Origin of the sequence: Clostridium transplantifaecale (assembly GCF_900626075.1) — a bacterium.
Classification (GTDB): Bacteria; Bacillota; Clostridia; order Lachnospirales; family Lachnospiraceae; genus Otoolea; species Otoolea transplantifaecalis.
Genome location: NZ_UYZY01000002.1, coordinates 254559 through 280033, shown reverse-complemented (window position 1 = coordinate 280033; position 25475 = coordinate 254559). Strand labels below are relative to the sequence as shown.

Below are 25475 nucleotides of genomic sequence, written 5' to 3'. Positions count from 1 at the left end.
AAAGGAGTGCAGTATGGCACAGAAAAAGGGAAATGACTATTTTGCAATGCTTGTTGATAACGTAAATTGTTCCTGCGAGGCGGCGGAGCTGCTTTGGGAAAACCTCAATGAATATGAATACACGAGCCTTCCGGAAAAAATCAGGGCAATCCATGAGATTGAGCACCGGGGAGATCAGGGAAAGCACCTGCTGATGGAGAAGCTGATGAAAGAGTTTCTGCCGCCTATTGAGCGGGAAGATATCATGGCTCTGACGAACATTATAGATGACATGACAGATGAGCTGGACGAGGTTTTAAGAAATCTTTATATGTACAATGTGAGGAGTCTGCGGCCCGAGGCAGTGGAATTTGCCGCACTGATCCGTAAATGCTGTGCATCGATGAAAGAGATGCTGGAGGATTTTCGCAATTTCCGCCGATCCGCCACATTGAAGGAGAAAATCATTACAATTAACCGTCTGGAGGAAGAGGGAGATCAGCTTTATACCAGGGCTGTCCACAGACTGTATACCGAGGAAACGGATGCCGTGCAGATCCTGGTCTGGACGACGATCTATGACTGCCTGGAGGAGTGCTGTGACTGCTGCGAGCATGTGGCGGATACCGTGGAGATGGCGATTATGAAAAATACCTGATTTTTGGAATTATTCATAAAGGCCGTGAGATGCGCTCCGTTTTACATTGTTCTGACATAACTTTTGCATATTGTTGATATCAGTTTATTTCTCCTTCTGTTAAGATAGGTAACGTACCGCTAAAAAGGCGGAAATGAAGAAGGAGGAATCAATTGGCACAGATTACGTATAAGGACATAAAGAAATCAAAAGAAATTAACGCATATATCGACAAGGGAAACACGACACTGGGGGTGCTTGGATATACGGACCACTCAGCGGCCCATGCGGTGAAGGTTTCGGCGATGGCCGGAAAAATCCTGGAGCGCCTGGATTATGACAGCCACACCGTGGAACTGGCCAAAATTGCGGGTTATATGCATGATATTGGAAACTGTGTGAACCGTATGGATCATCCTCATTCCGGCGCGTTGATGGCTCATCAGATCCTGAGGGGGCTTGATATGGATTATGAAGACATAGCGGTAATCATTAACGCCATCGGAATGCACGACGAGAAGTCGGGAGGAGCTGTGGATGCTGTGTCCGCCGCTTTGATACTGGCCGATAAAACCGATGTCCGCAGGGACAGGGTCAGGAACAGAAATAAGGCTGCGTTTGATAAACATGACCGCGTAAACTATGCGGTAATCTCATCTTCCCTGGATATTCAGAAGGATAAAAAAACGCTTAAACTGGAACTGGAGCTGGATGAGAGTATCTGCTCAATGATGGATTATTTTGAAATATTTCTTCAGAGGATGCTGATGTGCAGAAGAGCGGCTTCTGTCCTTGGCATGACTTTCAAACTGAATGCAAACGGGAATAAAATCTGCTGATCGGGCAGCCCGGATGCGGTTCGCTAATATCATTCAGTCTGCATTTCTATAAGCACGAAAGTTTTTATCTATCTTCTTAATCTAAACAGATTTCTTAATTCAATCAGATACCCGCAAATCCAGAAATTCCTTTCCCAGATTCCCCAAACGGATCACGGATAAAAATGAGCGAAAAGTACGCGGACGGACTTTTCCCTGCAGGACAACAAAAAATGCATCGGCAGACGGCGGGAAAACCGGTAACCGATGCATTTTAAAATTCCTGTTAATGGACAAAATGGTTGCTTTAAATCAGCATTCGGAAAGGGCATCCTCATCGGCGATTACAATGACATCCGGATGGAACTGAAGAATGGATGCCGGAACCTTCGGTGTCACAGGTCCGTAGAGAGCTTCCTTTAAAATAGCAGCCTTATCTTTTCCGCTAACTGCGAAAATAATCTTTTTACTCCTCATAATAGTTCCGATACCCATTGTGAATGCCTGGCGCGGAACTTCTTCGATGGAGGAGAAGAAACGCTTATTTGCTTCGATTGTCATCTCAGTGAGATCAACACAGTGGGTCTGGCCCTCGAAAATATCGGACGGCTCGTTAAAACCGATATGGCCGTCATGTCCGAGGCCGAGAACCTGAAGGTCAACTCCGCCCAGTGAACGGATTACATCCTCATAGCGGCTGCACTCTGCTTCAGGGTCGTCTGCCATGCCGTTTGGAATATTTGTTTGATTCATATCAATATTTACGTGCTGAAACAAGTTGCTGTACATAAAATAATAGTAGCTCTGCTCACTGTCTTTGGTAAGTCCCTTATATTCATCCAGATTCGCCGTCTTTACTTCAGAAAAATCCAGATCTCCGTTATTGTATTTCTCAACCAGATATTTGTAAGTTCCGACAGGGGTGGAACCGGTGGCAAGCCCCAGTACAGAATCCGGTTTTGTGATGATCTGGGCAGCAATAATATTAGCTGCTTTCCTGCTCATTTCGTCGTAATTTTTAACCTTGTAAATTTTCATGAAAATACCCTCCATACAATATTGTCGCCTCTTTCCAGATTAGAATACCATTTTTAAGTCATAGTTTCAATGCATATCAGCATAAAATAGATAGCAAAGGAGTGATAGCATGTCTAACTATCAGAGACTAATCTCATATATCTATACATACGAAGGAGGGATACGCGGAAAGAACATTGGATTTGCAAAATTGGAAACAAGAGGCAACCAATGCAGAATCACGGTGAATGTCAAAAAGATATTCGTCGGAGGAAATCCGGTAGGAGTATACCTGCTTGCAGGGCAGGATGAGGTCAAGATAGGAACTCTGTTTGCCAGAAACGGCGCAGGGGAATTCAGGGCAGTGGTTAATTCCGCGGATGTGGAAAATTCAGGACACAGCCTGGAAGAATTTTACGGACTCAGTGTCCATGATGTGGAAAGCGCATGGAGATCCTACACGACAATCTGGGAAGATGCGGTAGCTCATGCCGCAGAAGTGGAGCTGGCCGATGTAACCTCGGAAAAAGTGGCTGAAAAATTGGAAAGCCCGGTAAAAAAACCGACAATTTTGCAGCATAAGGAAAAAGAGCAGGACCTTCTGCCTATTTCCAGGGAAATAGAAGCGGAGATGGACAGGGAAACGTCGAAAAAAGAGGCGGAAATACATGAAGCAGCGATGCGTAAGGCGGAAGAATATAACGCTGCCAAATACGGCCGGGAAAAGGTAGTCTATCTGAGCACGGAAGTCCCGAGAAAAAATCCGGGTGAAGAGCCATCTGAAGAAAACAGAGCGGCAGTATCCGGCCTGCGGGAAATGATCATGACTCAGGCACAGCAAAGAGACACAGAATCTGTGGCGGAAAACCCTGAGAAAGAAACGGCGGACATGAGAGCGGCAGACGCAGGAATGACGGAATCTGTTAAGGCTGAAGCAGGAGCGGCGGAAACCGCCAGAGCAGAAGCAGAAACGGCAGAAACCGCCAGTGCAGAGACAGAGGCGGCGGAAATAAGGGCGACAGGAGCAAGGCCAGCAGAAACAGAAAGGGCAGAAGCCATAGTAACAGGAACGGCAGCGAATGAAGCCATAGAGACAGAGACGGCAGGAGCATGGGAAACGAAAGCGGTACCTGTAGAAACAGGAGCAGGGGAAATCAGATTTGCAGACACAAGAGCAGCAAAAGTGTTTGGAACGGAAGCCGCGGTTCCGGTAATGATTGAAACAAGAGCAACGGTAACAGGAACGGCACAGGCGGAGGCACCGGAAGAGAGAAATGCCGAAATCAATGTGCCGGGAGCAGGGACATTTGCTTCGTGTGCGGAGGTGCAGGAGACGGGGGCGCCTGTGTCCGGCGGCAACATGACAGATAGGATGGAGGCCGAATATGTCTCTGCGGTTGATGGACTGGAAACAGCCCAGGAGTTCATCGAACCTCAAAGACAGGTCACGAGGGAACCGGACGGTAAATCTGCCCAGATGCAGGAAAATGGCAGAAACTTTGTCCGTTCCCCGGGTGTTCAGAGGCAGGGGATAGGAAGAACGGCGGTCCGCTCATCCGGTATGGTAATACAGGAATCCGGCAGGCAGATGCAGCACGGACAGGAGAGAGGCGGGAGGGGGCAGCAGAGATACGGCGCACAGCGCAGGGGAATGCAGACAGGTGCGCTCAGGCAGGAAACACTGAGCCCAGAATCACTGAGCCCCGAAACACTGAGACCAGAATCACTAAGTCCTGAGGCACAAAAACCTGAATCACCAAGACCTGAATCACCAAGACCTGAATCACCAAGACCTGAAGCACCAAGACCTGAAGCACCAAGACCTGAAGCACCAAGACCTGAAGCACCAAGACCTGAAGCACTGAGACCTGAAACACTGAGACCTGCGGATCCTGGCTCTGCAACCCCGGTCCCCATAACGGAGGGAAATCCCATTGCCCAGGAGGCGCAGCCGGTAGTAAAAGAGGCTGCTCCGCCATCCGGCGTTTCGGCGCCCTTTAAGGATCTGAGCGATACATGCAGCGAACAGGAAGTATGGGAAACCATGAGGAAAAAATATCCGAAAATACTCGCGTTCGACTATGCCGACGGCTGTGAGGTGCTTACCATCAAACCTCAGGATATCGGACTTCTTCCCAGGGAGGAATGGATATACGGCAGCAACAGTTTCCTGCTTCACGGATATTATAATTACCGTTACCTGATTCTTGCGAGGCTGAACAATCCTGGCGGAAAAGCCAGATATCTGCTGGGAGTCCCGGGACATTATCTCAGCAATGAGAAATATATGGCGTCCATGTTCGGTTTTTCAGACTTTGTCCTGGCAAAGAAACAGCCGCCCAAAGACGGCCGTTTCGGATACTGGTATACGGATATAAAGATAGGCGATTAAAAGACACATTACTGCAGCCGTGATAACCGGCGGCAGACATAGTATGTATTATTAATAATCTACGCCTCTCAATGAGACGGAGGGCACATAGGGGGCGACAATTCCGGCAAAATACAGCAGTTCCTCTTTGCTGCAGGCTGAAAACCCGGGTGTCAGCACATTCTCGGAGTCTTTATAGCTCTGCAGGAAATAGGCGGAGGCCCCGGAAAGCCATTCCCCAATCTCTTTAAAATCCTCTTCCCTGTGAAGTTCTCTCACAACCGTGGTGCGAAATTCACAGGGAACCGTATTTTTCAGCAGAAAATCAACACTCTTTTCTATCAGAGACAGGTCGAGGCCGGACAGGCCGGCAGTCTTTCCGTATCCGGCCCGGCCTGACTTAATGTCCATAGCCACATAATCCAGCAGCTTCTTCTCACAGAGATCGATCAGCACATCCGGCCGGTAACCATTCGTATCTAATTTCACAAGTAGTCCAAGCTCCCGTATTTTCCTGATAAACGGTTCCAAATCGCGGTGCAGGGTAGGCTCGCCGCCCGTGATACAGACGCCTTCCAGAATACCGGCTCGTTTTTTCAGAAAATCCAGTACCTCTTTTTCGGAAAACAATTCACTTCCGCCCTCCAGGAGATCGCTGTTATGGCAGAACGGGCACCGGAAATTGCATCCGCCCAGGAATACGGTGGCAGCCACATGCTGCGGGTAATCCAGTAAAGTTGTCTTTAAAAGCCCGGAAATAATCATAATTCCATATCCTTTCAAAATGCCGCACAGCCCGGGACAAAATGCTCCGGCGGCGGGATTACATTGGTCATACGGACAATTATAGTACGAAATTCCGGTATGTGCAACTTGCCAAAGTGGAGGATGGTTTGTATACTTATTAGGGGAATAACGGAAAAAATCAGACATAACGTCAGATGGAGCGAAAAAATGAAAATGACCGACGATGAAAAATATATGAAAGCGGCGATCCGCGAGGCAAAGAAAGCGTATGCACTGGGAGAGGTGCCGATAGGCTGCGTTATTGTATACGAGGGAAAAATAATCGGAAGAGGTTATAACAGAAGAATCGTGGACAAGAACGTCCTGTCCCATGCCGAGATAAACGCCATCAAAAAGGCGTGTAAAAAGATGGGAGACTGGCGGCTGGAGGGCTGTACAATGTATGTGACACTGGAACCGTGCCCCATGTGCGCCGGGGCGATCGTCCAGGCCCGCATCCCCAAGGTGAAGATTGGCTCCATGAATCCCAAGGCCGGATGTGCCGGTTCGGTGATGAACCTGCTGGATGAAAAAGGATTTAACCATCAGGTAGAGATGGAGACGGGGCTTTTAGGGGAGGAATGCTCACAGATGCTGAAGGAATTCTTCAGGGAACTGCGAAAGAAGGGCAAAGAGAAGGCAAAGAGTGAATGAAAAAGGAGAGTCCGAACCGTTACTTGGCATATCGTCAGCTGTAACGGTCCGGACTCTCCTTCTATTAATGAAGAGCCTGACTGCGGAAAAAAGGCAGATTCTTAATTATATGGATTCCATGCACACTTACATAATCACCTTAATCCAGCCTTCCGGCGCCTTAATATGGCCCATCTGGATGCCGGTCAGTGTGTCATAAAGCTTCTGTATAGACGGACCCATCTTCTCCATACCGCTTGGGAAACAGATATCCTTGCCGTGATCCACGATCTTGCCGACCGGAGAAATAACGGCTGCCGTACCGCAGAGGCCGCATTCGGCGAAATCTTTCACCTCGTCCAGGAATACCTCCCTCTCCTCGGTCTCCATGCCCAGATATTCTTTTGCAACATAAAGGATAGAACGGCGTGTGATAGACGGAAGGATGCTGGAAGACTTTGGAGTAACCAGTTTATTGTCTTTTGTGACAAAGATCAGGTTTGCACCGCCTGTCTCCTCGATTTTCGTTCTCGTCTGCGGATCCAGGTAGACATTCTCGTCGAACCCGTTCTTATGCGCGTCCACGATTGCATGGAGGCTCATCGCGTAGTTCAGTCCAGCTTTAATGTGGCCGGTTCCGTGTGGAGCCGCGCGGTCAAAATCGCTGACGCGGATCGTGATCGGTTTTGCGCCGCCCTTAAAGTATGGTCCTACCGGAGTAGCGAAGATGCGGAACTGGTATTCAGTGGCCGGTTTTACTCCGATGACAGAATCAAAACCGAACATATATGGACGGATGTAAAGGCTTGCTCCGGAACCGTACGGCGGAACGAAAGCTGCGTTGGCTTCCACTACCTTTGCGACCGCTTCCACAAAGCGTTCCTTCGGGAAAACAGGCATTTCAAGGCCTTTTGCAGAATTCTCCATACGCTCTCCGTTTAAGTCGGGGCGGAATGTTACAATGTGGCCGTCTTCCGTGGTATAGGCCTTTAAACCTTCAAAACATGTCTGAGCGTACTGGAGCACGCCTGCACATTCGTTTAATACAATATTTGCGTCTGTTGTGAGGACGCCCTCGTCCCAGGCGCCGTCCTTAAACTGTGAAACATAGCGGTAGTCGGTCTGAATATAGCTAAAGCCGATATTTGCCCAATCAAGATTTTTCTTTTCCATAGCGATACTCCATTCTTGTTTATTGAACTGGTGTTAACGTGTTACAGTGATAAATGATGGTTTGCCCCTATTATAATAACATCTGGCTCACGTTGCAAGATTATGTGCTGAAAAAACTGAAAAATTGCTTCCAACCGGCGGGGCAGTATCTTTTTTTCCTATTATAAAGGGTTTTGCTGTAAATATAAAATGCTATCTGGGCATATTTACCATGTTATTTTGTTATACCTTGTCTTGCAGGGAAAACAGGTGTGCGCAGGCGGCGAAAAACCTCTGTAACAGTTGTGAAGCTTAAGCGGTTGTGGCTTGACAAAAAGTCGGCCTCCATGTATACTTAACTAGCTGAAGATTTCACATCATCAGCCATAATCAAGTTATAAAGTTTCCGCACTAGCCGGGGAGTTAGCGGTGCCCTGTACCTGCAATCCGCTACAGCAGGGGTGATGTCCTCGCCGAGGGCGTTTTGTTGCAGAGCTGCCCCTTGTAAGTGGCGTTGAAGTCTGGGTCTTACGCAACAGGAATCTGTGAACCGTGTCAGGGCAGGAATGCAGCAGCACTAAGCAGAAGCTCTTGTGTGCCGTGAGGCTGCCTGGACGGAGTTAACTGCGAGGGTAACGTTTGTGACATACGTTCGAAGCGGGATGTGCGGATTTAATATATTCTAATATCGTGATTTTTGTGTCAATGATAAGCTGTTCCGATTGGAACGGCTTTTTTTATATCATAGGAAGTACTCCTATGATATAAAAAAGCCCTCACGGTCAGGACTGCACGGGAGGGTTATGCTTCGGTGCGGTTCTCTGCATTTACAGTGGGCGCTTTCCCGGAAGGCGCTGTAAAACCTTATTCTTTCCCGTAAAAGAGTAAGGCGGAGTAAAGAAGATCGTAAAGAAATTTTCCTTGCCCACGGAACATGATTGTATTATAATTACAAAATGGGTATATTGTAACCTGAGATCAGCCTGTTGTTACGAACGGTGACAGGATGAAAATACAGTGTTAAGAAAGGGTGTGTCATTCATGAAGAGAATTGGTATGCTGACCAGCGGTGGAGACTGCCAGAGCCTGAATGCAACAATGCGTGGTGTGGCGAAGGCTCTGTATAAAATGTATGACGACGTTGAGATAGTAGGTTTTGAGGATGGCTACAAGGGACTGATGTATGCAGACTACCGGATTATGAAGCCGTCGGAGTTTTCAGGAATACTGACAAGAGGCGGCACCATTCTAGGCACATCCAGACAGCCGTTTAAACTGATGAGGACTCCGGATGAGAACGGTTTGGATAAAGTAGCTGCAATGAAACATACTTATTATAAATTAAAACTCGAATGTCTCGTGGTGCTTGGCGGCAACGGGAGCCAGAAGACGGCCAACCTGCTCAGGGAGGAGGGGCTTAACATCGTTTCCCTTCCGAAGACGATTGACAATGATCTGTGGGGAAGCGAGCTGACGTTCGGTTTCCACAGCGCCGTAGAAGTGGCGACCAATGCAATCGACTGCATTCATACAACTGCGGCTTCCCATGGCCGTGTTTTCATTGTGGAAATAATGGGACATAAAGTAGGATGGCTGACCCTCTATGCAGGAATTGCAGGAGGTGCGGACATCATTTTAATTCCTGAGATTCCCTACGACATCGATATTGTCGTGGAGGCTATCAAGGGCAGAGTGAGGAGCGGTAAGAATTTCACCATCCTGGCGGTGGCGGAAGGCGCTATTTCCAAGGATGATGCGGCGCTTACCAAGAAGGAACTGAAAGAAAAGAAGAAGAACGGCCAGGTTTATCCGTCGGTCGCATACGCACTGGGTGCTCAGATTCAGGAGAAAACAGGACAGGAGATACGCGTCACGGTTCCGGGACATATGCAGAGGGGCGGAGAGCCCACCCCGTTTGACCGTGTTATTTCCACGCGCCTCGGAGCGGCTGCCGCTCAGATGATTGCGAATGAAGAGTATGGTTACATGGTTGCTTTGAACGACAGCCAGATTACCAAGGTGCCTCTGGAGGACATTGCAGGCAAGCTTAAGACGGTCGATCCAAAGAGTGACATAATTAAAGAAGCCAAGTCTGTGGGAATCAGCTTCGGCGACGAATAGTAAGCAACAATGAAGGAGCAGAGGGGTCATGTCGTATACAGCGTTATACAGGAAGTGGAGGCCGGTCTCATTTAATGAGGTCAAAGGCCAGGACCACATTGTAAAGACATTAAAAAACCAGATAACGTCGGGACGAATCGGACACGCCTATCTGTTCTGCGGAACGCGGGGAACAGGTAAGACTAGTATTGCAAAGATATATGCAAGGGCCGTGAACTGTGAGAATCCGGTCGATGGAAGCCCCTGCGGCGAATGTGAGATGTGCCGCCAGATATCCTCCGGCGCTTCACTGAACGTGGTGGAAATCGATGCGGCATCCAACAATGGTGTGGAGAATATCCGTGATATCCGCGATCAGGTACAGTATCCGCCGACGGAGGGACGCTACCGCGTTTACATCATCGATGAGGTCCATATGCTGTCCATCGGGGCGTTCAATGCCCTTTTAAAGACACTGGAGGAACCGCCGTCCTATGTTATATTTATCCTGGCTACAACGGAGGTCCACAAGATTCCGATCACGATTCTGTCGCGGTGCCAGAGATACGATTTTAAGAGAATTACGATTGATACCATTGCAGCCCGCCTTCATGAGCTGACCCAGGCCGAGCAGATCGACGTAGATGAGAAAGCGCTGCGGTATGTGGCGAAAGCGGCGGATGGTTCCATGCGAGACGCACTGAGTCTGTTGGACCAGTGCACGGCATTCCATTTTGGGGAGAAGCTCACCTATGACAACGTGCTGGAAGTGCTGGGGGCTGTCGATAACAGCGTATTCAGCAGTCTGTTCAGGGCGGTTACGGCAGGTGACACCAAGGGCTGTATTTATAAGATAGAAGAGATGATAATCCAGGGACGCGATCTGACACAGATGGTGAATGATTTCGTCTGGTATATGAGAAACCTTCTGATTGTAAAGACAACAGATGATGCGGAAGATATGCTGGATATGTCGTCCGAGAATATCGCCCTGTTAAAGGAAGAGGCGGATATGACGGACGGCGAGACACTGATGAGGTATATCAGGATATTCTCGGAGCTGTCGGGACAGCTGCGCTATGCCAGCCAGAAGCGTGTCCTGGCGGAGATTGCTTTTATAAAGCTGACAAGGCCGTCGATGGAACAGAATCTTGATTCCGTTCTCCAGCGGCTTAACATGATAGAGAAAAGAATGGATGAACTTCCGTCCAGTCTGCCCGATCTGGCCGCGCTTGCGGCATTGGGAGCGGGGGCCGGACAGGAAGGCACGGCAGAACAGCAGAAACCGGGCAAAGCGGAAGAACCGGCCAAAACCGTTTCACTTCCCAAGGCCCAGTATGAAGATTTGATGCTGATGCGCGGCGAATGGCAGAAGGTTTCCAGGATGATGGGAGGCGCGGTCCGCGTGGCTCTCAGGGATACGGAGGTGGAGCCGGCCGGTGACAGCTGTCTTAGCATCACATTCAGCGACGCCGGTAATTTCTCCATCGTAAACCGGGAGTCGGTAATGCAGGAATTAAAAGAGGCGGTGGAGAAAAACTATGGTAAGAGCATAGATTTCAAGGCCAGCCTGAACGATTCCGGCAAAAAGTCTACAACGCTCTATGTGAGCGACGATGATTTAAAAGTCATTCACGATGATATTGTAGTGGAGGACTGACAGGATCACAGATAATCCGATTTGCAGAGAGGAACATCAGGGTGTACCGGTTCCCGGCAGACCGGATTTTGAGATAAAAAGCATAAAACAAGTATATTATAAAAGATGATTAATAATCAGGAGGATGGACACCATGGCAAAGCGTGGCGGTTTTCCAGGCGGAATGCCTGGCAATATGAATAATTTGATGAAGCAGGCGCAGAGGATGCAGCGGCAGATGGAAGAGACGACAAAAGAGCTGGAAGAAAAGCAGTATACTGCTTCCGCAGGCGGCGGAGCTGTAGCGGTTACCGTTTCCGGCAAGAAAGAAGTTGTGTCTGTTAAACTTTCAGAAGAAGTAGTAGATCCGGAAGATATTGAGATGCTTCAGGATCTGATCGTTGCTGCAACCAATGAGGCATTCCGCCTGGCGGAAGAGGAGAGCAGTGCGGCGATGTCAAAACTGACAGGCGGTTTAGGCGGCCTGGGAGGCGGTTTCCCGTTCTAAATTATGGATTATTACAGCAATCAGATTACGAAATTAATAGAGGAGCTGTCAAAGCTGCCCGGTATCGGGAGCAAGTCGGCTCAGCGCCTGGCCTTTCATATCATCAATATGCCGCCGGAGCAGGTGGAGCGCCTGTCCACGGCCATGATTGACGCAAAGCACAATGTGCGCTACTGCAGTGAGTGCTTTACACTGACGGATAAAGAACTATGCCCTATTTGCAGCAGTGACAGGCGGGATCACGCCACCATTATGGTGGTGGAAAATACAAGAGATTTGGCAGCCTATGAGAAGACCGGCAAATATGAGGGAGTTTACCATGTGCTCCATGGGGCGATATCCCCCATGCTCGGAATAGGGCCGAATGATATCAAACTGAAGGAACTGATGACCCGTCTTCAAAAAGCCGAGATCAATGAGGTGATCATAGCGACCAACTCCAGTCTGGAAGGTGAGACGACGGCCATGTACATCAGCAAACTGATTAAGCCTACAGGAATCAAGGTTACAAGAATCGCCAGCGGGGTACCCGTGGGCGGAGATTTGGAATATATTGACGAGGTTACGCTGCTCCGGGCTCTTGACGGACGGACGGAACTGTAAGGATTAAAAGTCGTCCGCTCCGCGCGGACGGTTAGGAGATGCAAAAGAGATGGATAAGTACGAGTTTAACATCAAAGTTGAACAGATTAAAAAACTGGTAAACAAAGGTGACTATGAAACCGCCATGAAAATTGCAGACACCATAGACTGGAGAAGGGTGCGCAGCACTAGCCTGCTTACTACAATCGCCCAGGTTTATGAGAGGAATGCAGAGTATCAGGATGCCAAGGATATTTTACTCCTTGCATTTGAACGCGCGCCAATCGGCAAAGGGCTGTTATTTAAACTTACGGATCTTGCCCTGAGAGAGGGTAATGTGCCGGAAGCGGAGGCATACTACAGAGAGTTCTGTGATTTGGCTGTGGATGATCCGAGGCAGAACCTGCTCCGTTTCCTGATTTTGGAGGCAAAGGGAGCGACGACGGAACAACTGATCCATTCCCTGGAGAAATACTGCCAGGAGGAACTGGATGAAAAGTGGATGTACCATCTGGCGGAGCTGTATCAGCAGGCCGGTATGGAGAGCCAGTGCGTCAGCATGTGTGACAGGATTATGTTGATGTTCGGCCTGGGCAAATACGTGGATAAGGCTATGGAACTGAAGCTGCAGTTTGCCCCTCTGACAAAATATCAGATGGATCTGGTGGAAAACAGAGAGAAATACGAAGAAAAACTGCGTGCCGTGGAAGAGAAATACAACAGCAGGACATTCAAAAGAGAGCCTGATGAAGAGGAGTACTACGATTCCGAGGATGCGGAGGATGCAGACATTGACAGCCGGGATATGGGTGAGCGCGGCAGAAGAAACCGTGAGATGGACAGAGACCGTTCGGACGATTATGATATGAATGACGGCGATTATGATATGGATAACAATGAGATGACGGATGAACGCGATAAAGATGATGACGGACAGCGCTATCCGGATGAGAGAAGCTTTCTGGAAGACGATCTTGTTTCCAGCCTCCATGAGGCCCGGGCAGAGGAAGAACTGGCCAGGGAAATGTCACGTATGGAGCCATACGATGAGGAAGAGAGCGGCTCATTTGGTGAGACAAGGATTTTAGACAATATCCGTGATATTAAAGAATACAGACTTTCAGGCCATGCGGGACTGGAGGATGATGAGCTTGCGTCGGCCCAGGCGGCGGCTTCGGATGAGCCTGTCATTAACCGGTTTGAGGAGGAAGAGGAGACCATTGTGGAGGATTGGGATCTGGAGCCGGACGACGACCAGAGCAATCACCTGATGATCGAGGCGGAAGATCCTGAAAAGGGACTTGTGCTTGCCCTTGAATCACTTAAAAAGATCCACCGTGAACTTGGAACTAAGAATCCGGTGGCTAAGATCAGCGGAGACAACCTGAACAGAAAAGGAATTTTTGCGGTTTCGGACAGACTTACAGGAAAAGATTTAGTAGTGGAAAGAGCCGGCGATTTGGATCGTATCACGATCGGAGAACTGAGTGAACTGATGGAGCAGGATAATACGGGCATGATTGTAGTCCTGATCGATACGCCTGCCAGAATGGAGCGGATGCATAACAGTTATCCTTCCCTGGCCGGAAAATTCCAGTATATCGGCTGTGAAGGTGAATCAGATACCCATTACGGCCCGGGCCGTAATGAAAAATCCGAGGCAGAGAGAGCTCATGAAGAAGAACTCTTAAGACTACAGGACGAGCGTGAGGCCGAGGCGGCAAGAAAACGTTTGGCAGAGCGCGAAGAAGAGATTAGACGTCAGGCGGCCCGTGATGCGGAAGATGCCAGAAGACTGCAGATGGAACGCGATGAGGAAGCCAGACGCCAGGAAGAAGAAAGCAGACGACTCGCGGAATATGAAGCCGAAGAGGCAATGCGCCAGGCTGAATACGAGGCGGCAAATGCGGTGCAGCAGCAGGCGGAGCTGGAAGCAGATGAGGCCAGACGCCAGGCTGAGTATGAAGAAGACTTAGAAAGACGCCGTCAGGAGATGGAAGAAAACGAACGCCGTTATCAGTATGAATCCGGAGACGAGGACGATGAAGAACCTGAAGAGCCGGATGAGGACGATTATCAGGATGAACCGGACGAAGAATATCCGCGTGATCCGGATGACGGAAGCGAGATGGATGTGGAGGAATTTGCCCAGTACGCGTGCAAGTACGCCACAGAGATTGACTGCAGCATTTCCGGCAAAAGCATGCTTGCGCTGTATGAGAGGGCGGAAATGATGGAGGAGGACGGAGTGCCTCTTACAAAAGCCAATGCAGAAGATCTGATAGAGGAAGCAGCAGACAAAGCGGAAAAACGTTCATTTGGAGGCATGTTCTCTTCCAAGTACGATAAAGACGGTCTGTTGATATTAAAAGAAAAGCATTTTTTTGACTAGAGGATGCCGCAGAGAATATCCGCAGCCAGGTGCTGTGCACAGACTGCGGGGGTGATTTCACGGACATGTTCCGATATACGGTAAGGAAAGCAGGCGCTGCAGGGGGAATTGGTACTGCAGCGCCCTTCTCTTTCACGGCGGCGGAACACATCAGGAAAAGAGGCAATAATGGAAAACTGGTTATCGATTGCAGTTGCAGTCTATTTAATCGGGATGGTGCTGTACGGCCACTACAAGGGATTTATCAAGCTGGCCGTGTCGGCAGTCGCCCTGATTATTACCTTTGCGGCAATACACGTCGCAATGCCGCAGGTAACGGACTTTTTGAAAAACAATACCAAAATCTACAGTGCGTTTGAAGAGAGCATGATGGATGCGATGAAGATAGAGCAGAGCGCCGATTCGGAAGAGCCGTCGGGACAGCGCACAATTATAGAAGGGCTGGAGCTGCCGAAGCAGCTGAAAGAAGCCCTGCTGGAGAATAACAATAACGAAGTTTATAAAGTGCTTGGGGTGGAAACATTTACCCAGTATATAGCAAGCTACCTGGCAAACAGCATTATCAATATTATCGGTTTTCTGGTCCTGTTTGTAGTGGTTTTCGCTGGGCTGAATATCATCACGGTATGGCTGGACCTGGTGGCTAAGCTGCCGATTCTGTCGGGGATCAATAAAATAGCCGGAGGTTTTCTGGGAGGAGCGGAGGGACTGATTTTTTTATGGATTATCTGCCTTTTCGTCACGGCCTTCTCAGGAACAGCGGGAGGGAAGGCATTAATACAGCAGATAGAGAGCAGTGCACTTCTTTCTTATATATATGATCATAATCTATTGAGCAGTTTTGTCATGACGGTAGTCAAAACGATCTTATAGCATCCGGTTTGGGGAGAAGATAAAAAGGTTCTATACAAAATAAAAAATAGATATAATTACAACAAAAGATACAATAAAAGAAAAACAGAGAAAAAACAGAAAAAGACAGACAAAATCCCGCACCACAAAATATAGGGAATATACTGAAAAAATAGCATATCTGGTGGTGCGGCGAAAAACATAAAAATTGATCGAAAAAAAGCTACAAATTCTATTGACATTTTATGGCACAAGTGGTATATTTTAGTTCCAACGTAATTAGCGCGTTGGAACACAACTTCAGAAATCAAATCAGTCTTTCATTATCAAAGGAAGTTTCAGGAATGAATCCGTGAATCCCCTCCAGGTAAAAAAAGCAAAACAGTTTGAAAAAAAATGTTGACATTGATTAAGGGTTGTGGTATGATATTCAAGTTGCTGAAAACGAGCGGCGGTTCAAAAAAAGAAAATTAAAAAAATAAAAAAAGTTGTTGACAAACAAAAACAATTATGGTAAGATATAAAAGTTGCTGCTGAGAACAAACGGTAGCGTTCAACAACAAAGAACCTTGAAAACTGAACAGTATGTAAAACCTTGAAAATTCTTAAAGAACAAAGGCTTTTGGTTAAGCCTAGAAGTTCGAGAGAACATTCAGAACAAAACCAAGTAAAAACGTGATACACTTGCGGAGCACGAAAGTGCTACAAAAGCGAACACAAACGGACAAAAATAGCCAAGCGATTTTTGAACGGAATCAAATCTTAAACATGAGAGTTTGATCCTGGCTCAGGATGAACGCTGGCGGCGTGCCTAACACATGCAAGTCGAACGAAGCGATTTAGCGGAAGTTTTCGGATGGAAGCTAAGTTGACTGAGTGGCGGACGGGTGAGTAACGCGTGGGTAACCTGCCTTGTACTGGGGGACAACAGTTAGAAATGACTGCTAATACCGCATAAGCGCACAGCATCGCATGATGCCGTGTGAAAAACTCCGGTGGTACAAGATGGACCCGCGTCTGATTAGCTAGTTGGTAGGGTAACGGCCTACCAAGGCGACGATCAGTAGCCGACCTGAGAGGGTGACCGGCCACATTGGGACTGAGACACGGCCCAAACTCCTACGGGAGGCAGCAGTGGGGAATATTGCACAATGGGCGAAAGCCTGATGCAGCGACGCCGCGTGAGTGAAGAAGTATTTCGGTATGTAAAGCTCTATCAGCAGGGAAGAAAATGACGGTACCTGACTAAGAAGCCCCGGCTAACTACGTGCCAGCAGCCGCGGTAATACGTAGGGGGCAAGCGTTATCCGGATTTACAGGGTGTAAAGGGAGCGTAGACGGTACTGTAAGTCTGAAGTGAAAGCCAGCGGCTCAACGGAGGGACTGCTTTGGAAACTATGGAACTAGAGTGTCGGAGAGGTAAGTGGAATTCCTAGTGTGGCGGTGAAATGCGTAGATATTAGGAGGAACACCAGTGGCGAAGGCGACTTACTGGAAGATAACTGAAGTTGAGGCCGGAAGGAGTGGGGAGAAAACAGGATTAGATACCAGGGAAGTCCACGCCGTAAACGATGAATACTAGGTGTTGGGGAGCAAAGCTCTTCGGTGCCGTCGCAAACGCAGTAAGTATTCCACCTGGGGAGTACGTTCGCAAGAATGAAACTCAAAGGAATTGACGGGGACCCGCACAAGCGGTGGAGCATGTGGTTTAATTCGAAGCAACGCGAAGAACCTTACCAGGTCTTGACATCGATCCGACCGGGGAGTAACGTCCCCTTCCCTTCGGGGCGGAGAAGACAGGTGGTGCATGGTTGTCGTCAGCTCGTGTCGTGAGATGTTGGGTTAAGTCCCGCAACGAGCGCAACCCTTATCCTAAGTAGCCAGCATGTAGTGATGGGAACTCTTGGGAGACTGCCAGGGATAACCTGGAGGAAGGTGGGGATGACGTCAAATCATCATGCCCCTTATGATCTGGGCTACACACGTGCTACAATGGCGTAAACAAAGAGAAGCGAGACCGCGAGGTGGAGCAAATCTCAGAAATAACGTCTCAGTTCGGACTGCAGGCTGCAACTCGCCTGCACGAAGCTGGAATCGCTAGTAATCGCGAATCAGAATGTCGCGGTGAATACGTTCCCGGGTCTTGTACACACCGCCCGTCACACCATGGGAGTCAGTAACGCCCGAAGTCAGTGACCCAACCGCAAGGAGGGAGCTGCCGAAGGCGGGACCGATAACTGGGGTGAAGTCGTAACAAGGTAGCCGTATCGGAAGGTGCGGCTGGATCACCTCCTTTCTAAGGAAGAAGAAGTAAAGGTTTTATATACTGTTGAGTTTTCAAGAACTCAAACATTTCTGGTGGCGATGCGCTTAGGGGACACACCCGTTCCCATCCCGAACACGATGGTTAAGACCTAAGCGGCCGATGATACTATATTGGTAACGATATGGGAAAGCAGGTGGCTGCCAGATTAATGGGCTTATAGCTCAGCCGGTTAGAGCGCACGCCTGATAAGCGTGAGGTCGGTGGTTCGAGTCCACTTAAGCCCATTACCCGAGAGGGTAATGCCGTGGAACGAGAACAGCATACTGACAGGATAAACGGCTGAATTCAATATAATAAACAAAATGAATATGGGATCGCCTTTAATTAGGGAAGGCCCGCATCCATGGGGGTGTAGCTCAGTTGGGAGAGCACCTGCCTTGCAAGCAGGGGGTCAAGAGTTCGAATCTCTCCATCTCCATTTGATGCAAAAAGAACTGCGAGCCATCGCAGGGAAAAGAGCATCTGCATGTACCTTGAAAACTGCATATTGAAATAATATCTAGATAAGTATTTCATGGAGCAATTCATGGAAGAAAATCAAGACATCCGAGGTGTTACACGAAAGTGTAACCGAAAAAACAAACCAAAACGAATTTATTTGTAAACCTAAACCAAAGATTCAACGCTATGAATCTTAGACAAGAACCCGCACCCGCAGGTTTGAGTCAATTGGTTAAGCTAATAAGAGCGCAGGGTGGATGCCTTGGCACTAAGAGCCGATGAAAGACGTGATAAGCTGCGAAAAGCTTCGGGGAGGAGCAAATATCCTTTGATCCGGAGATATCTGAATGGGGAAACCCACTTGAGAAGACCTCAAGTATCCATACGCCAATACATAACGTATGGAAGGGAACCCGCTGAACTGAAACATCTAAGTAGGCGGAGGAAGAGAAAGAAAAATCGATTTCCTGAGTAGCGGCGAGCGAAAGGGAAAGAGCCCAAACCAGAGTGCGTGCACTCTGGGGTTACGGACTGCATACGTGAGCCGATTTGTTAATGGAACGGTCCTGGAAAGACCGGCCAGAGAGGGTGAAAGCCCCGTACATGAAAACAATAGGCAGCAGCAGGATCCAGAGTACCGCGAGACACGTGGAACCTTGCGGGAAGTCGGGGGGACCACCCCCCAAGGCTAAATACTTCTTAGTGACCGATAGCGCATAGTACTGTGAAGGAAAGGTGAAAAGGACCCCGGGAGGGGAGTGAAAGAGAACCTGAAACCCTGTGTTTACAATCTGTGGAAGCACGTTAAGGTGCGACCGCGTACATTTTGTAGAACGGTCCGGTGAGTTGCGGATGCTGGCAAGGTTAAGCACTACAGGTTCGGAGCCGAAGCGAGAGCGAGTCTTAATATGGCGTCAAGTCAGCATGTGCAGACCCGAAACAGGGTGACCTATCCATGTCAAGGTTGAAGTTTCCGTAAAAGGAAATGGAGAACCGAACGCACATCCGTTGAAAAGGGTAGCGATGAGGTATGTATAGGGTAGAAATTCCAATCGAACCCGGAGATAGCTAGTTCTCCTCGAAATAGCGTTAGGGCTAGCCTCGTATTAGTTTAGCGGAGGTAGAGCACTGAATTTCCTAGGGGACGTCAAAGTCTACCGAAGAATATCAAACTCCGAATGCCGCATAAATGATGTACGGGAGTCAGACTGCACGAGATAAGTTGGGTAGTCAAAAGGGAAAGAGCCCAGACCTACAGCTAAGGTCCCAAAGTGTGTGTTAAGTGGAAAAGGATGTGGGATTTCAAAGACAACTAGGATGTTGGCTCAGAAGCAGCCACACATTCAAAGAGTGCGTAATAGCTCACTAGTCGAGAGGTCCTGCGCCGAAAATGTCCGGGGCTAAAACACAACACCGAAGCTTAGGAATTGTCGTAAGACAATTGGTAGAGGAGCATTCTTAAAGGAGTGAAGCAGTACCGATAAGGAGCTGTGGACTTTTAAGAAGAGAGAATGCCGGAATGAGTAGCGAGATGGAGGTGGGAATCCTCCAGGCCGAATATCTAAGGTTTCCAGAGTAAAGCTGATCTGCTCTGGGTAAGTCGGGGCCTAAGGCGAGGCTGAGAAGCGTAGTCGATGGACAACAGGTTGAAATTCCTGTACTGCATATCATCAGAACTGTGGGGACACAGAACCGGTGCCAAACCCGGGAATGAAAAGACCGGGGCAAGCGTAGGACTGGTTGAGCTGGCAAATCCGCTCAACAACAGGAGGACGTGACGCGTAGCGAACTATTAGTAGCGAAGTTGGCGTAGGGGCTGTCGAGAAAAGCCGCTATTGTGTGATATGTACCCGTACCGTAAACCGACACAGGTGGATGAGGAGAGAATCCTAAGGCCGGCGGGAGAAGCATTGTTAAGGAACTCGGCAAAATGACCCTGTAACTTCGGGATAAAGGGTGCCCACGAGAGTGGGCCGCAGAGAATAGGCTCAAGCAACTGTTTAGCAAAAACACAGGTCTATGCAAAACCGTAAGGTGAGGTATATGGGCTGACGCCTGCCCGGTGCTGGAAGGTTACGAGGAGAGGTTAGAGCAATCGAAGCTTTGAATCTAAGCCCCAGTAAACGGCGGCCGTAACTATAACGGTCCTAAGGTAGCGAAATTCCTTGTCGGGTAAGTTCCGACCCGCACGAAAGGCGTAATGATTTGAGCGCTGTCTCAACAATGCACCCGGTGAAATTGAAATACCAGTGAAGATGCTGGTTACCTGCGCCAGGACGGAAAGACCCCATGGAGCTTTACTCTAGCTTGATACTGGGATTCGGTATTGCATGTACAGGATAGGTGGGAGACGAAGAAGAGAGGACGCCAGTCTTCTTGGAGTCAATGTTGGGATACCACCCTTGTGATACTGGATTTCTAACCAGCCACCGTGATCCGGTGGTGGGACAATGTCAGGTGGGGAGTTTGACTGGGGCGGTCGCCTCCGAAAGGGGATCGGAGGCGCTCAAAGGTTCCCTCAGAATGGTTGGAAACCATTCAAAGAGTGCAAAGGCATAAGGGAGCTTGACTGCGAGACTGACGGGTCGAGCAGGTACGAAAGTAGGACTTAGTGATCCGGTGGTATGAAAGTGGGATTGCCATCGCTCAACGGATAAAAGCTACCCTGGGGATAACAGGCTTATCACTCCCAAGAGTTCACATCGACGGAGTGGTTTGGCACCTCGATGTCGGCTCATCGCATCCTGGGGCTGAAGTAGGTCCCAAGGGTTGGGCTGTTCGCCCATTAAAGCGGTACGCGAGCTGGGTTCAGAACGTCGTGAGACAGTTCGGTCCCTATCCGGCGCGGGCGTAGGATATTTGAGAGGAGCTGTCCTTAGTACGAGAGGACCGGGATGGACTGACCTCTGGTGTATCTGTTAGGTATCAAACCTATGGCAGAGTAGCCAAGTCGGGACGGGATAAACGCTGAAGGCATCTAAGCGTGAAGCCCCCCTCAAGATGAGATATCCCATCGCAAGAGTAAGACCCCTTGAAGACGACGAGGTAGATAGGGCAGAGGTGGAAGCATGGCAACATGTGCAGCTGACTGTTACTAATCGGTCGAGGGCTTAACCAAAAGGTTAGGTTAGGGAAACAAAGTTTAAACGGATGAATTTCAATATGTGGTTTTGAAGGTATATGTAATGGAAATCTGGGCATGATAACCGAGAGGGAGTCTGGTTCAGATAGCCAAAACATTCCCCTTTATTCCTCGATAGCTCAGTCGGTAGAGCACGCGGCTGTTAACCGCGCTGTCGTAGGTTCAAGTCCTACTCGGGGAGTTTTTTTGTATTAAAAATTTTATACTTTATAGAGGCCCCATGGTCAAGCGGTTAAGACATCGCCCTTTCACGGCGGTAACACGAGTTCGAATCTCGTTGGGGTCACTCTGGCGACGTAGCCAAGCGGTAAGGCACGGGTCTGCAACACCCTTATCACCGGTCCGATTCCGGTCGTCGCCTCTTTTATGAACCACGGAAACATTATGTTTCCGTGGCTTTTTGCATGAAAAACACGGTTTTTTACGTGTCAGGTATAAAAGATAAATGGAAGGAGAATGATATGCAGCATAATAAATGGAAAACACGGCTGCTTTACATTGTGGGCTGCCTTGCGGCATTGCTCTTGATTGCTGTGGCAGGAGGTGCATTTATGTTCCGGAATGAGTTAAAGACACTGGATTCACTGAAGAAGGTGGATGACAACGTCCTGTATACAATGAAATATGAAGGTGATTATGGTTTTGATGACTTTTTGAAAGAAGGAGCATCCACAGATGCGGAACTGGTGAAATTTGTTACGGATCGGCTCCTGAAGGGAGTTCCTCTGGAATTTTCGATTCCGGATTTGGGCTGTTCCACGTTTAGCGCCCAGACGGAAGACGGGGACCAGATTTTTGGGCGCAATTTTGACTTGACGTATTCCCCGGCATTATTCGTGGAAACAAAACCGGATAATGGATACCGCTCATTTTCTACGGTGAACCTTGCTTTTCTGGGTTTTGGAGAGGACAAGCTGCCGGAAACATTTAAACAAAAAATTATCACTTTGGCGGCTCCCTATGCGCCATTGGATGGAATTAATGAAAAAGGCCTGACCGCAGCGGTCTTAAGAATCGGTGATGAACCGACCAACCAGGACACGGGCAAAACAGATGTCACAACCACCACGGCAATCCGTCTGATTCTCGACAAGGCGGCTACGGTGGACGAAGCGCTGGCGCTGTTGGAGCAGTATGATATGCATTCATCGGCAGGAAGCTGTTACCACTTCCAGATATCGGACGCGCAGGGGAACAGCGTTGTAGTTGAGTATGTTGACAATGAATACGAGGTGATAGCAGCCGAGAAGAATTATCAGATGGTGACCAATTTTCTTCTATCCGAAAAGAAATACAATTTTGGAAGTGGTCAGGATCGCTATGAGATACTTAAAAACAAACTGGATGAGTGCGGAGGCGTGCTGAAGGATGCACAGACGGGAATGGATCTTCTCGAAGCGGCATCCAGCGACTGGCATGTGTCTGAGACGACAGGAAGACTCAACGCGACCCAGTGGTCTATTATTTACAACAATACGGATTTGACAGCCAGCGTAATCACAGAGCGCCAGTACGACAAACCTGCCCATGAGTTCAGCCTGGCGGAATAAAATACTGCAATACAACAGAAAAACAAAACAAGAATTATACAAAGACAAAGCCCCGGAACACGTCTCCACGCCTCTGGGTAAAAACGGTGAAAGAAATGCAAAACGCGTTTTTCGCCGTTTTTTTTACTTAAATCCGCCAGAAATATGAAACTCCGGGCTTTTTCTTTTTTTAAGTTGCGTTTATAATGTTAAAAAAGAGTTTTTTTACTTATAATATAATGTATGATATAATATGAGCACTTGACGAGGTCTTTCCGAATCTAGTGCGAGTCATACCTGAATACTTAGCGAGGTCCCACCGAGCTTAGTAAGAACGGTATAATATGAGCACTTGATGAGGTCTTTCCGAATCTAGTGCGAGTCATACCTGAATACGTGAACCACGATACCGCAAGGAGGAACTATGGATTTACAGTTTAAGACAGTTAATATAGACAATATCGGGGATGTACTTCCCTTTTATAACTTACGCCACAACAAGACATGTGACAGCGTGTTCCTGGAGAGTTTTATATGGAAAGAGTATTATCATGTACAATATGCAATATGGGAGGGAAAAGCGCTCCTGTGGCTGATGGAGAGCGGCGGCAAATGTTTTTCCGCCATGCCGCTTTGCCGCGAGGAAGATCTTCCGGATGCATTTAAGGCAATAGAGCAATATTTTAATGAAGAACTGGGATACCCGCTGGTCATCAATCTGGCGGATGAATTTGCAGTACAGTATCTGGCCCTGCCGGAGGACAAGTATCTGGTGGAAGAGCAGGTGGACTCCAGGGATTATCTCTACGACGGCAATGCAATGAGAACTCTTGCAGGCAAGAAGCTGCATAAGAAGAAAAACCGCGTCAATGCTTTTAAACGCGAGTATGAAGGACGATATGAATACCGCCGTCTCTGTTGTTCCGATAGCCATGAGGTCTGGGAGTTTCTTGATAAATGGAGACTTCAGAAGGGTGATGACGTGGAGGAACATCTGGACTATGAGGTGCGCGGAATCCATGACATTCTTAAAAACTGTTCGGCTCTCTATGTGCGCATGGGAGGCGTGTTTATTGACGGACAGCTGGAGGCATTTACCATCGGCAGTTTTAACCCGGTGGAAAATATGGCCGTCATCCACATCGAGAAAGCTAACCCGGAGATTAACGGCCTGTACCAGTTCATCAATCAGCAGTTTCTAATCGAGGAATTCCCTGAAGTGGAGTGGGTTAACAGGGAAGATGACATGGGACTTGAAGGACTGCGCAAAGCAAAATCTTCCTATAATCCGGCCGATTATGCGAGAAAATACCTTGTTGAGCAGCTTCTGGACGGTAAAAAAGGATACCGCTGGGCTGAGCAGATTGGCAATACCATATCGGGCAGCAGGATTGAATACCTGTCCGACGATGATAAATCAGATACGGAGCGTCTCTGGCATTCCTGTTTTCCGGAAGACTCCGAGCAGTTTGTGAAGTATTATTATTCCGAGAAGACTAGGGACAACCGCATTCTGGTGAAAAATGATAACGGACTAATTATATCCATGACACAGTTGAACCCATACCGTGTCCGTGTCAAAGGGCAGGATGTCGAAACTTACTATGTGGTGGGTGTCGCCACGGAGGAAAGCCACCGCCGTGAGGGGCATTTCAGGGATGTGTTTATGCGCATGATGCAGGATATGAATCATGAACAGGTTCCATTCGTCTTTCTCATGCCTGCGGACGAACGGATTTATCTGCCGTTAGACTTTGCTTATATCAGTGAACTGCCGGTTCTGTCCCTGACGGAGAGTGCCGGAGAGAGGCTGACTGCGATGGACTGCCGGGATAATGAAGAGGACTGTGAAAAGGCCGCCCAGTATATGGAACAGTGGCTTGCCGGGCGCTATGACATGTACTGCCGCCGTGATGCAGCTTATGTCAGCCGTCTGATCAAGGAACTGGAATCTGAGGGCGGAACGCTTCAATTCCTCATCAACGGAGAGCAGGTCTCGGGTCTTATAGCTCACTGGGGAGCAGACGGGAAAGAACAGAGGCTTCTCTACACCGATGGGCAATTTACTGAGGAAATTAAAAGAAAACCAGCTATTATGGCAAGGGTGACCTGCGCGGAGACATTTCTGTCCCTGTTCAGGCTGCGTGAAGCGGGAAAAGAGCTTCAGATTAAGATAAAGATTGAAGATCATATTCTGGATGCCGTAAATGGAAGCTATATCTGGAAACTCTGGGACAGCGGCTCGTCAGCCGCCAGAGCAGAGGCAGAGTGGCACAGAGAGGATGGAGAGACACTGTGCATGACGCCGGGAGCGCTTATCGGTTGGCTGTGCGGTTACAGGAAGCTGGAAGAAATACATCCTGAGCTGTCTGTGGAACTGATGGAAAAACTGGCTCAGATTGAGACGGTAAATCAGGCATTTATAGATGAAATTGTGTAATGACACAAACGTTATATATCAAGAAAAGCTAAGTAACAAAAGGAAATATAAGCGAAGCATGGACATGAGCGAAACACGGACATGAGCGAAGCACGGATATAAGCAAAGCATGCATATAAGTAAAGCGCCTA

General features: G+C 48.5%; 14 protein-coding genes, 5 tRNA genes, 3 rRNA genes, 1 other RNA gene and 1 pseudogene. 21 read left to right on the top strand and 3 right to left on the bottom strand.

Annotated elements, in window-relative coordinates; translation table 11 throughout:
- Nucleotides 1–13 precede the first annotated feature (13 nt).
- Both EJL91_RS06980 and EJL91_RS06975 read left to right on the top strand, forming a co-directional pair.
- Nucleotides 14–637, top strand: a complete 624-nt coding sequence (locus tag EJL91_RS06980) for a DUF47 domain-containing protein (RefSeq protein ID WP_125141249.1) — start codon at nucleotides 14–16, stop codon at nucleotides 635–637.
- 152 nt (nucleotides 638–789) lie between these two features.
- Nucleotides 790–1455 carry an HD domain-containing protein gene (locus tag EJL91_RS06975; RefSeq protein ID WP_125141248.1) on the top strand — a complete coding sequence of 222 codons (666 nt, stop codon included), beginning with the start codon at nucleotides 790–792 and terminating at the stop codon, nucleotides 1453–1455.
- A 291-nt stretch (nucleotides 1456–1746) separates the two neighbouring features.
- Here EJL91_RS06975 and nagB read toward each other — a convergent pair whose 3' ends face one another.
- Nucleotides 1747–2472 carry a glucosamine-6-phosphate deaminase gene (gene nagB / locus EJL91_RS06970; RefSeq protein ID WP_125141247.1) on the bottom strand — a complete coding sequence of 242 codons (726 nt, stop codon included), beginning with the start codon at nucleotides 2470–2472 and terminating at the stop codon, nucleotides 1747–1749.
- Nucleotides 2473–2581: 109 nt separating this feature from the next.
- Here nagB and EJL91_RS06965 point away from each other — a divergent pair, with 109 nt between their 5' ends.
- Nucleotides 2582–4843 carry a DUF6128 domain-containing protein gene (locus EJL91_RS06965; RefSeq protein ID WP_125141246.1) on the top strand — a complete coding sequence of 754 codons (2262 nt, stop codon included), beginning with the start codon at nucleotides 2582–2584 and terminating at the stop codon, nucleotides 4841–4843.
- A gap of 51 nt (nucleotides 4844–4894) precedes the next feature.
- Here the strand turns inward: EJL91_RS06965 and EJL91_RS06960 are convergent, their stop codons facing one another.
- A complete protein-coding gene (locus EJL91_RS06960) occupies nucleotides 4895–5587 on the bottom strand; it encodes an anaerobic ribonucleoside-triphosphate reductase activating protein (RefSeq protein ID WP_125141245.1) in 693 nt (230 codons plus the stop codon).
- Between the two features lie 189 nt (nucleotides 5588–5776).
- Here EJL91_RS06960 and tadA point away from each other — a divergent pair, with 189 nt between their 5' ends.
- Nucleotides 5777–6262, top strand: coding sequence for a tRNA adenosine(34) deaminase TadA (tadA, locus tag EJL91_RS06955; RefSeq protein WP_423243427.1), 486 nt, complete (start codon nucleotides 5777–5779; stop codon nucleotides 6260–6262).
- A 126-nt stretch (nucleotides 6263–6388) separates the two neighbouring features.
- Here tadA and EJL91_RS06950 read toward each other — a convergent pair.
- Nucleotides 6389–7423 (bottom strand): annotated as a pseudogene (locus tag EJL91_RS06950) (branched-chain amino acid aminotransferase); the annotation flags it as partial.
- Nucleotides 7424–7799: 376 nt separating this feature from the next.
- Here EJL91_RS06950 and ffs point away from each other — a divergent pair.
- The 17 genes from ffs to EJL91_RS25245 all read left to right on the top strand — a co-directional run bounded on the left by ffs (nucleotide 7800) and on the right by EJL91_RS25245 (nucleotide 25344).
- Nucleotides 7800–8063, top strand: an RNA gene (gene ffs, locus EJL91_RS06945) — signal recognition particle sRNA large type.
- A 371-nt stretch (nucleotides 8064–8434) separates the two neighbouring features.
- A complete protein-coding gene (locus tag EJL91_RS06940) occupies nucleotides 8435–9514 on the top strand; it encodes a 6-phosphofructokinase (protein WP_125141243.1) in 1080 nt (359 codons plus the stop codon).
- A 28-nt stretch (nucleotides 9515–9542) separates the two neighbouring features.
- A complete protein-coding gene (gene dnaX, locus EJL91_RS06935) occupies nucleotides 9543–11153 on the top strand; it encodes a DNA polymerase III subunit gamma/tau (RefSeq protein ID WP_125141242.1) in 1611 nt (536 codons plus the stop codon).
- A gap of 133 nt (nucleotides 11154–11286) precedes the next feature.
- A complete protein-coding gene (locus EJL91_RS06930) occupies nucleotides 11287–11640 on the top strand; it encodes a YbaB/EbfC family nucleoid-associated protein (protein WP_125141241.1) in 354 nt (117 codons plus the stop codon).
- 3 nt (nucleotides 11641–11643) lie between these two features.
- Nucleotides 11644–12243, top strand: coding sequence for a recombination mediator RecR (recR, locus tag EJL91_RS06925; protein ID WP_125141240.1), 600 nt, complete (start codon nucleotides 11644–11646; stop codon nucleotides 12241–12243).
- Nucleotides 12244–12292: 49 nt separating this feature from the next.
- Nucleotides 12293–14614, top strand: coding sequence for a tetratricopeptide repeat protein (locus EJL91_RS06920; RefSeq protein ID WP_125141239.1), 2322 nt, complete (start codon nucleotides 12293–12295; stop codon nucleotides 14612–14614).
- Nucleotides 14615–14782: 168 nt separating this feature from the next.
- Complete coding sequence (locus tag EJL91_RS06915) at nucleotides 14783–15487, top strand: CvpA family protein (RefSeq protein WP_125141238.1); 705 nt, start codon at nucleotides 14783–14785, stop codon at nucleotides 15485–15487.
- Nucleotides 15488–16230: 743 nt separating this feature from the next.
- Nucleotides 16231–17762 (top strand): 16S ribosomal RNA (locus tag EJL91_RS06910).
- Between the two features lie 58 nt (nucleotides 17763–17820).
- Nucleotides 17821–17938: ribosomal RNA gene (gene rrf / locus EJL91_RS06905) — 5S ribosomal RNA — on the top strand.
- A 4-nt stretch (nucleotides 17939–17942) separates the two neighbouring features.
- Nucleotides 17943–18016: transfer RNA gene (locus EJL91_RS06900), tRNA-Ile, on the top strand.
- 121 nt (nucleotides 18017–18137) lie between these two features.
- Nucleotides 18138–18210, top strand: a tRNA-Ala gene (locus EJL91_RS06895).
- A gap of 253 nt (nucleotides 18211–18463) precedes the next feature.
- Nucleotides 18464–21351, top strand: a 23S ribosomal RNA gene (locus EJL91_RS06890).
- The 16S, 23S and 5S rRNA genes sit together here with 5 tRNA genes alongside, the layout of an rRNA operon.
- 132 nt (nucleotides 21352–21483) lie before the next feature.
- Nucleotides 21484–21556, top strand: a tRNA-Asn gene (locus EJL91_RS06885).
- Nucleotides 21557–21589: 33 nt separating this feature from the next.
- Nucleotides 21590–21661: transfer RNA gene (locus EJL91_RS06880), tRNA-Glu, on the top strand.
- Between the two features lie 4 nt (nucleotides 21662–21665).
- Nucleotides 21666–21736 (top strand) — tRNA-Cys (locus EJL91_RS06875).
- A gap of 100 nt (nucleotides 21737–21836) precedes the next feature.
- Nucleotides 21837–22925: a linear amide C-N hydrolase gene (locus EJL91_RS06870; RefSeq protein ID WP_125141237.1), complete on the top strand. Its 1089-nt coding sequence runs from the start codon at nucleotides 21837–21839 to the stop codon at nucleotides 22923–22925.
- A 403-nt stretch (nucleotides 22926–23328) separates the two neighbouring features.
- Nucleotides 23329–25344 carry a GNAT family N-acetyltransferase gene (locus EJL91_RS25245; protein WP_125141236.1) on the top strand — a complete coding sequence of 672 codons (2016 nt, stop codon included), beginning with the start codon at nucleotides 23329–23331 and terminating at the stop codon, nucleotides 25342–25344.
- The last annotated feature ends 131 nt before the right edge of the window (nucleotides 25345–25475 follow it).

Bases quoted from the DNA above. Each gene is read 5' to 3' on its own strand.
- dnaX (WP_125141242.1), top strand. From the start codon at position 9,543: ATGTCGTATACAGCGTTATACAGGAAGTGGAGGCCGGTCTCATTTAAT.
- EJL91_RS06965 (WP_125141246.1), top strand. From the start codon at position 2,582: ATGTCTAACTATCAGAGACTAATCTCATATATCTATACATACGAAGGA.
- EJL91_RS06920 (WP_125141239.1), top strand. From the start codon at position 12,293: ATGGATAAGTACGAGTTTAACATCAAAGTTGAACAGATTAAAAAACTG.
- EJL91_RS06930 (WP_125141241.1), top strand. From the start codon at position 11,287: ATGGCAAAGCGTGGCGGTTTTCCAGGCGGAATGCCTGGCAATATGAAT.
- EJL91_RS25245 (WP_125141236.1), top strand. From the start codon at position 23,329: ATGGATTTACAGTTTAAGACAGTTAATATAGACAATATCGGGGATGTA.
- recR (WP_125141240.1), top strand. From the start codon at position 11,644: ATGGATTATTACAGCAATCAGATTACGAAATTAATAGAGGAGCTGTCA.
- tadA (WP_423243427.1), top strand. From the start codon at position 5,777: ATGAAAATGACCGACGATGAAAAATATATGAAAGCGGCGATCCGCGAG.
- EJL91_RS06915 (WP_125141238.1), top strand. From the start codon at position 14,783: ATGGAAAACTGGTTATCGATTGCAGTTGCAGTCTATTTAATCGGGATG.
- EJL91_RS06980 (WP_125141249.1), top strand. From the start codon at position 14: ATGGCACAGAAAAAGGGAAATGACTATTTTGCAATGCTTGTTGATAAC.
- EJL91_RS06870 (WP_125141237.1), top strand. From the start codon at position 21,837: ATGCAGCATAATAAATGGAAAACACGGCTGCTTTACATTGTGGGCTGC.
- EJL91_RS06960 (WP_125141245.1), bottom strand. From the start codon at position 5,587: ATGATTATTTCCGGGCTTTTAAAGACAACTTTACTGGATTACCCGCAG.
- EJL91_RS06940 (WP_125141243.1), top strand. From the start codon at position 8,435: ATGAAGAGAATTGGTATGCTGACCAGCGGTGGAGACTGCCAGAGCCTG.
- nagB (WP_125141247.1), bottom strand. From the start codon at position 2,472: ATGAAAATTTACAAGGTTAAAAATTACGACGAAATGAGCAGGAAAGCA.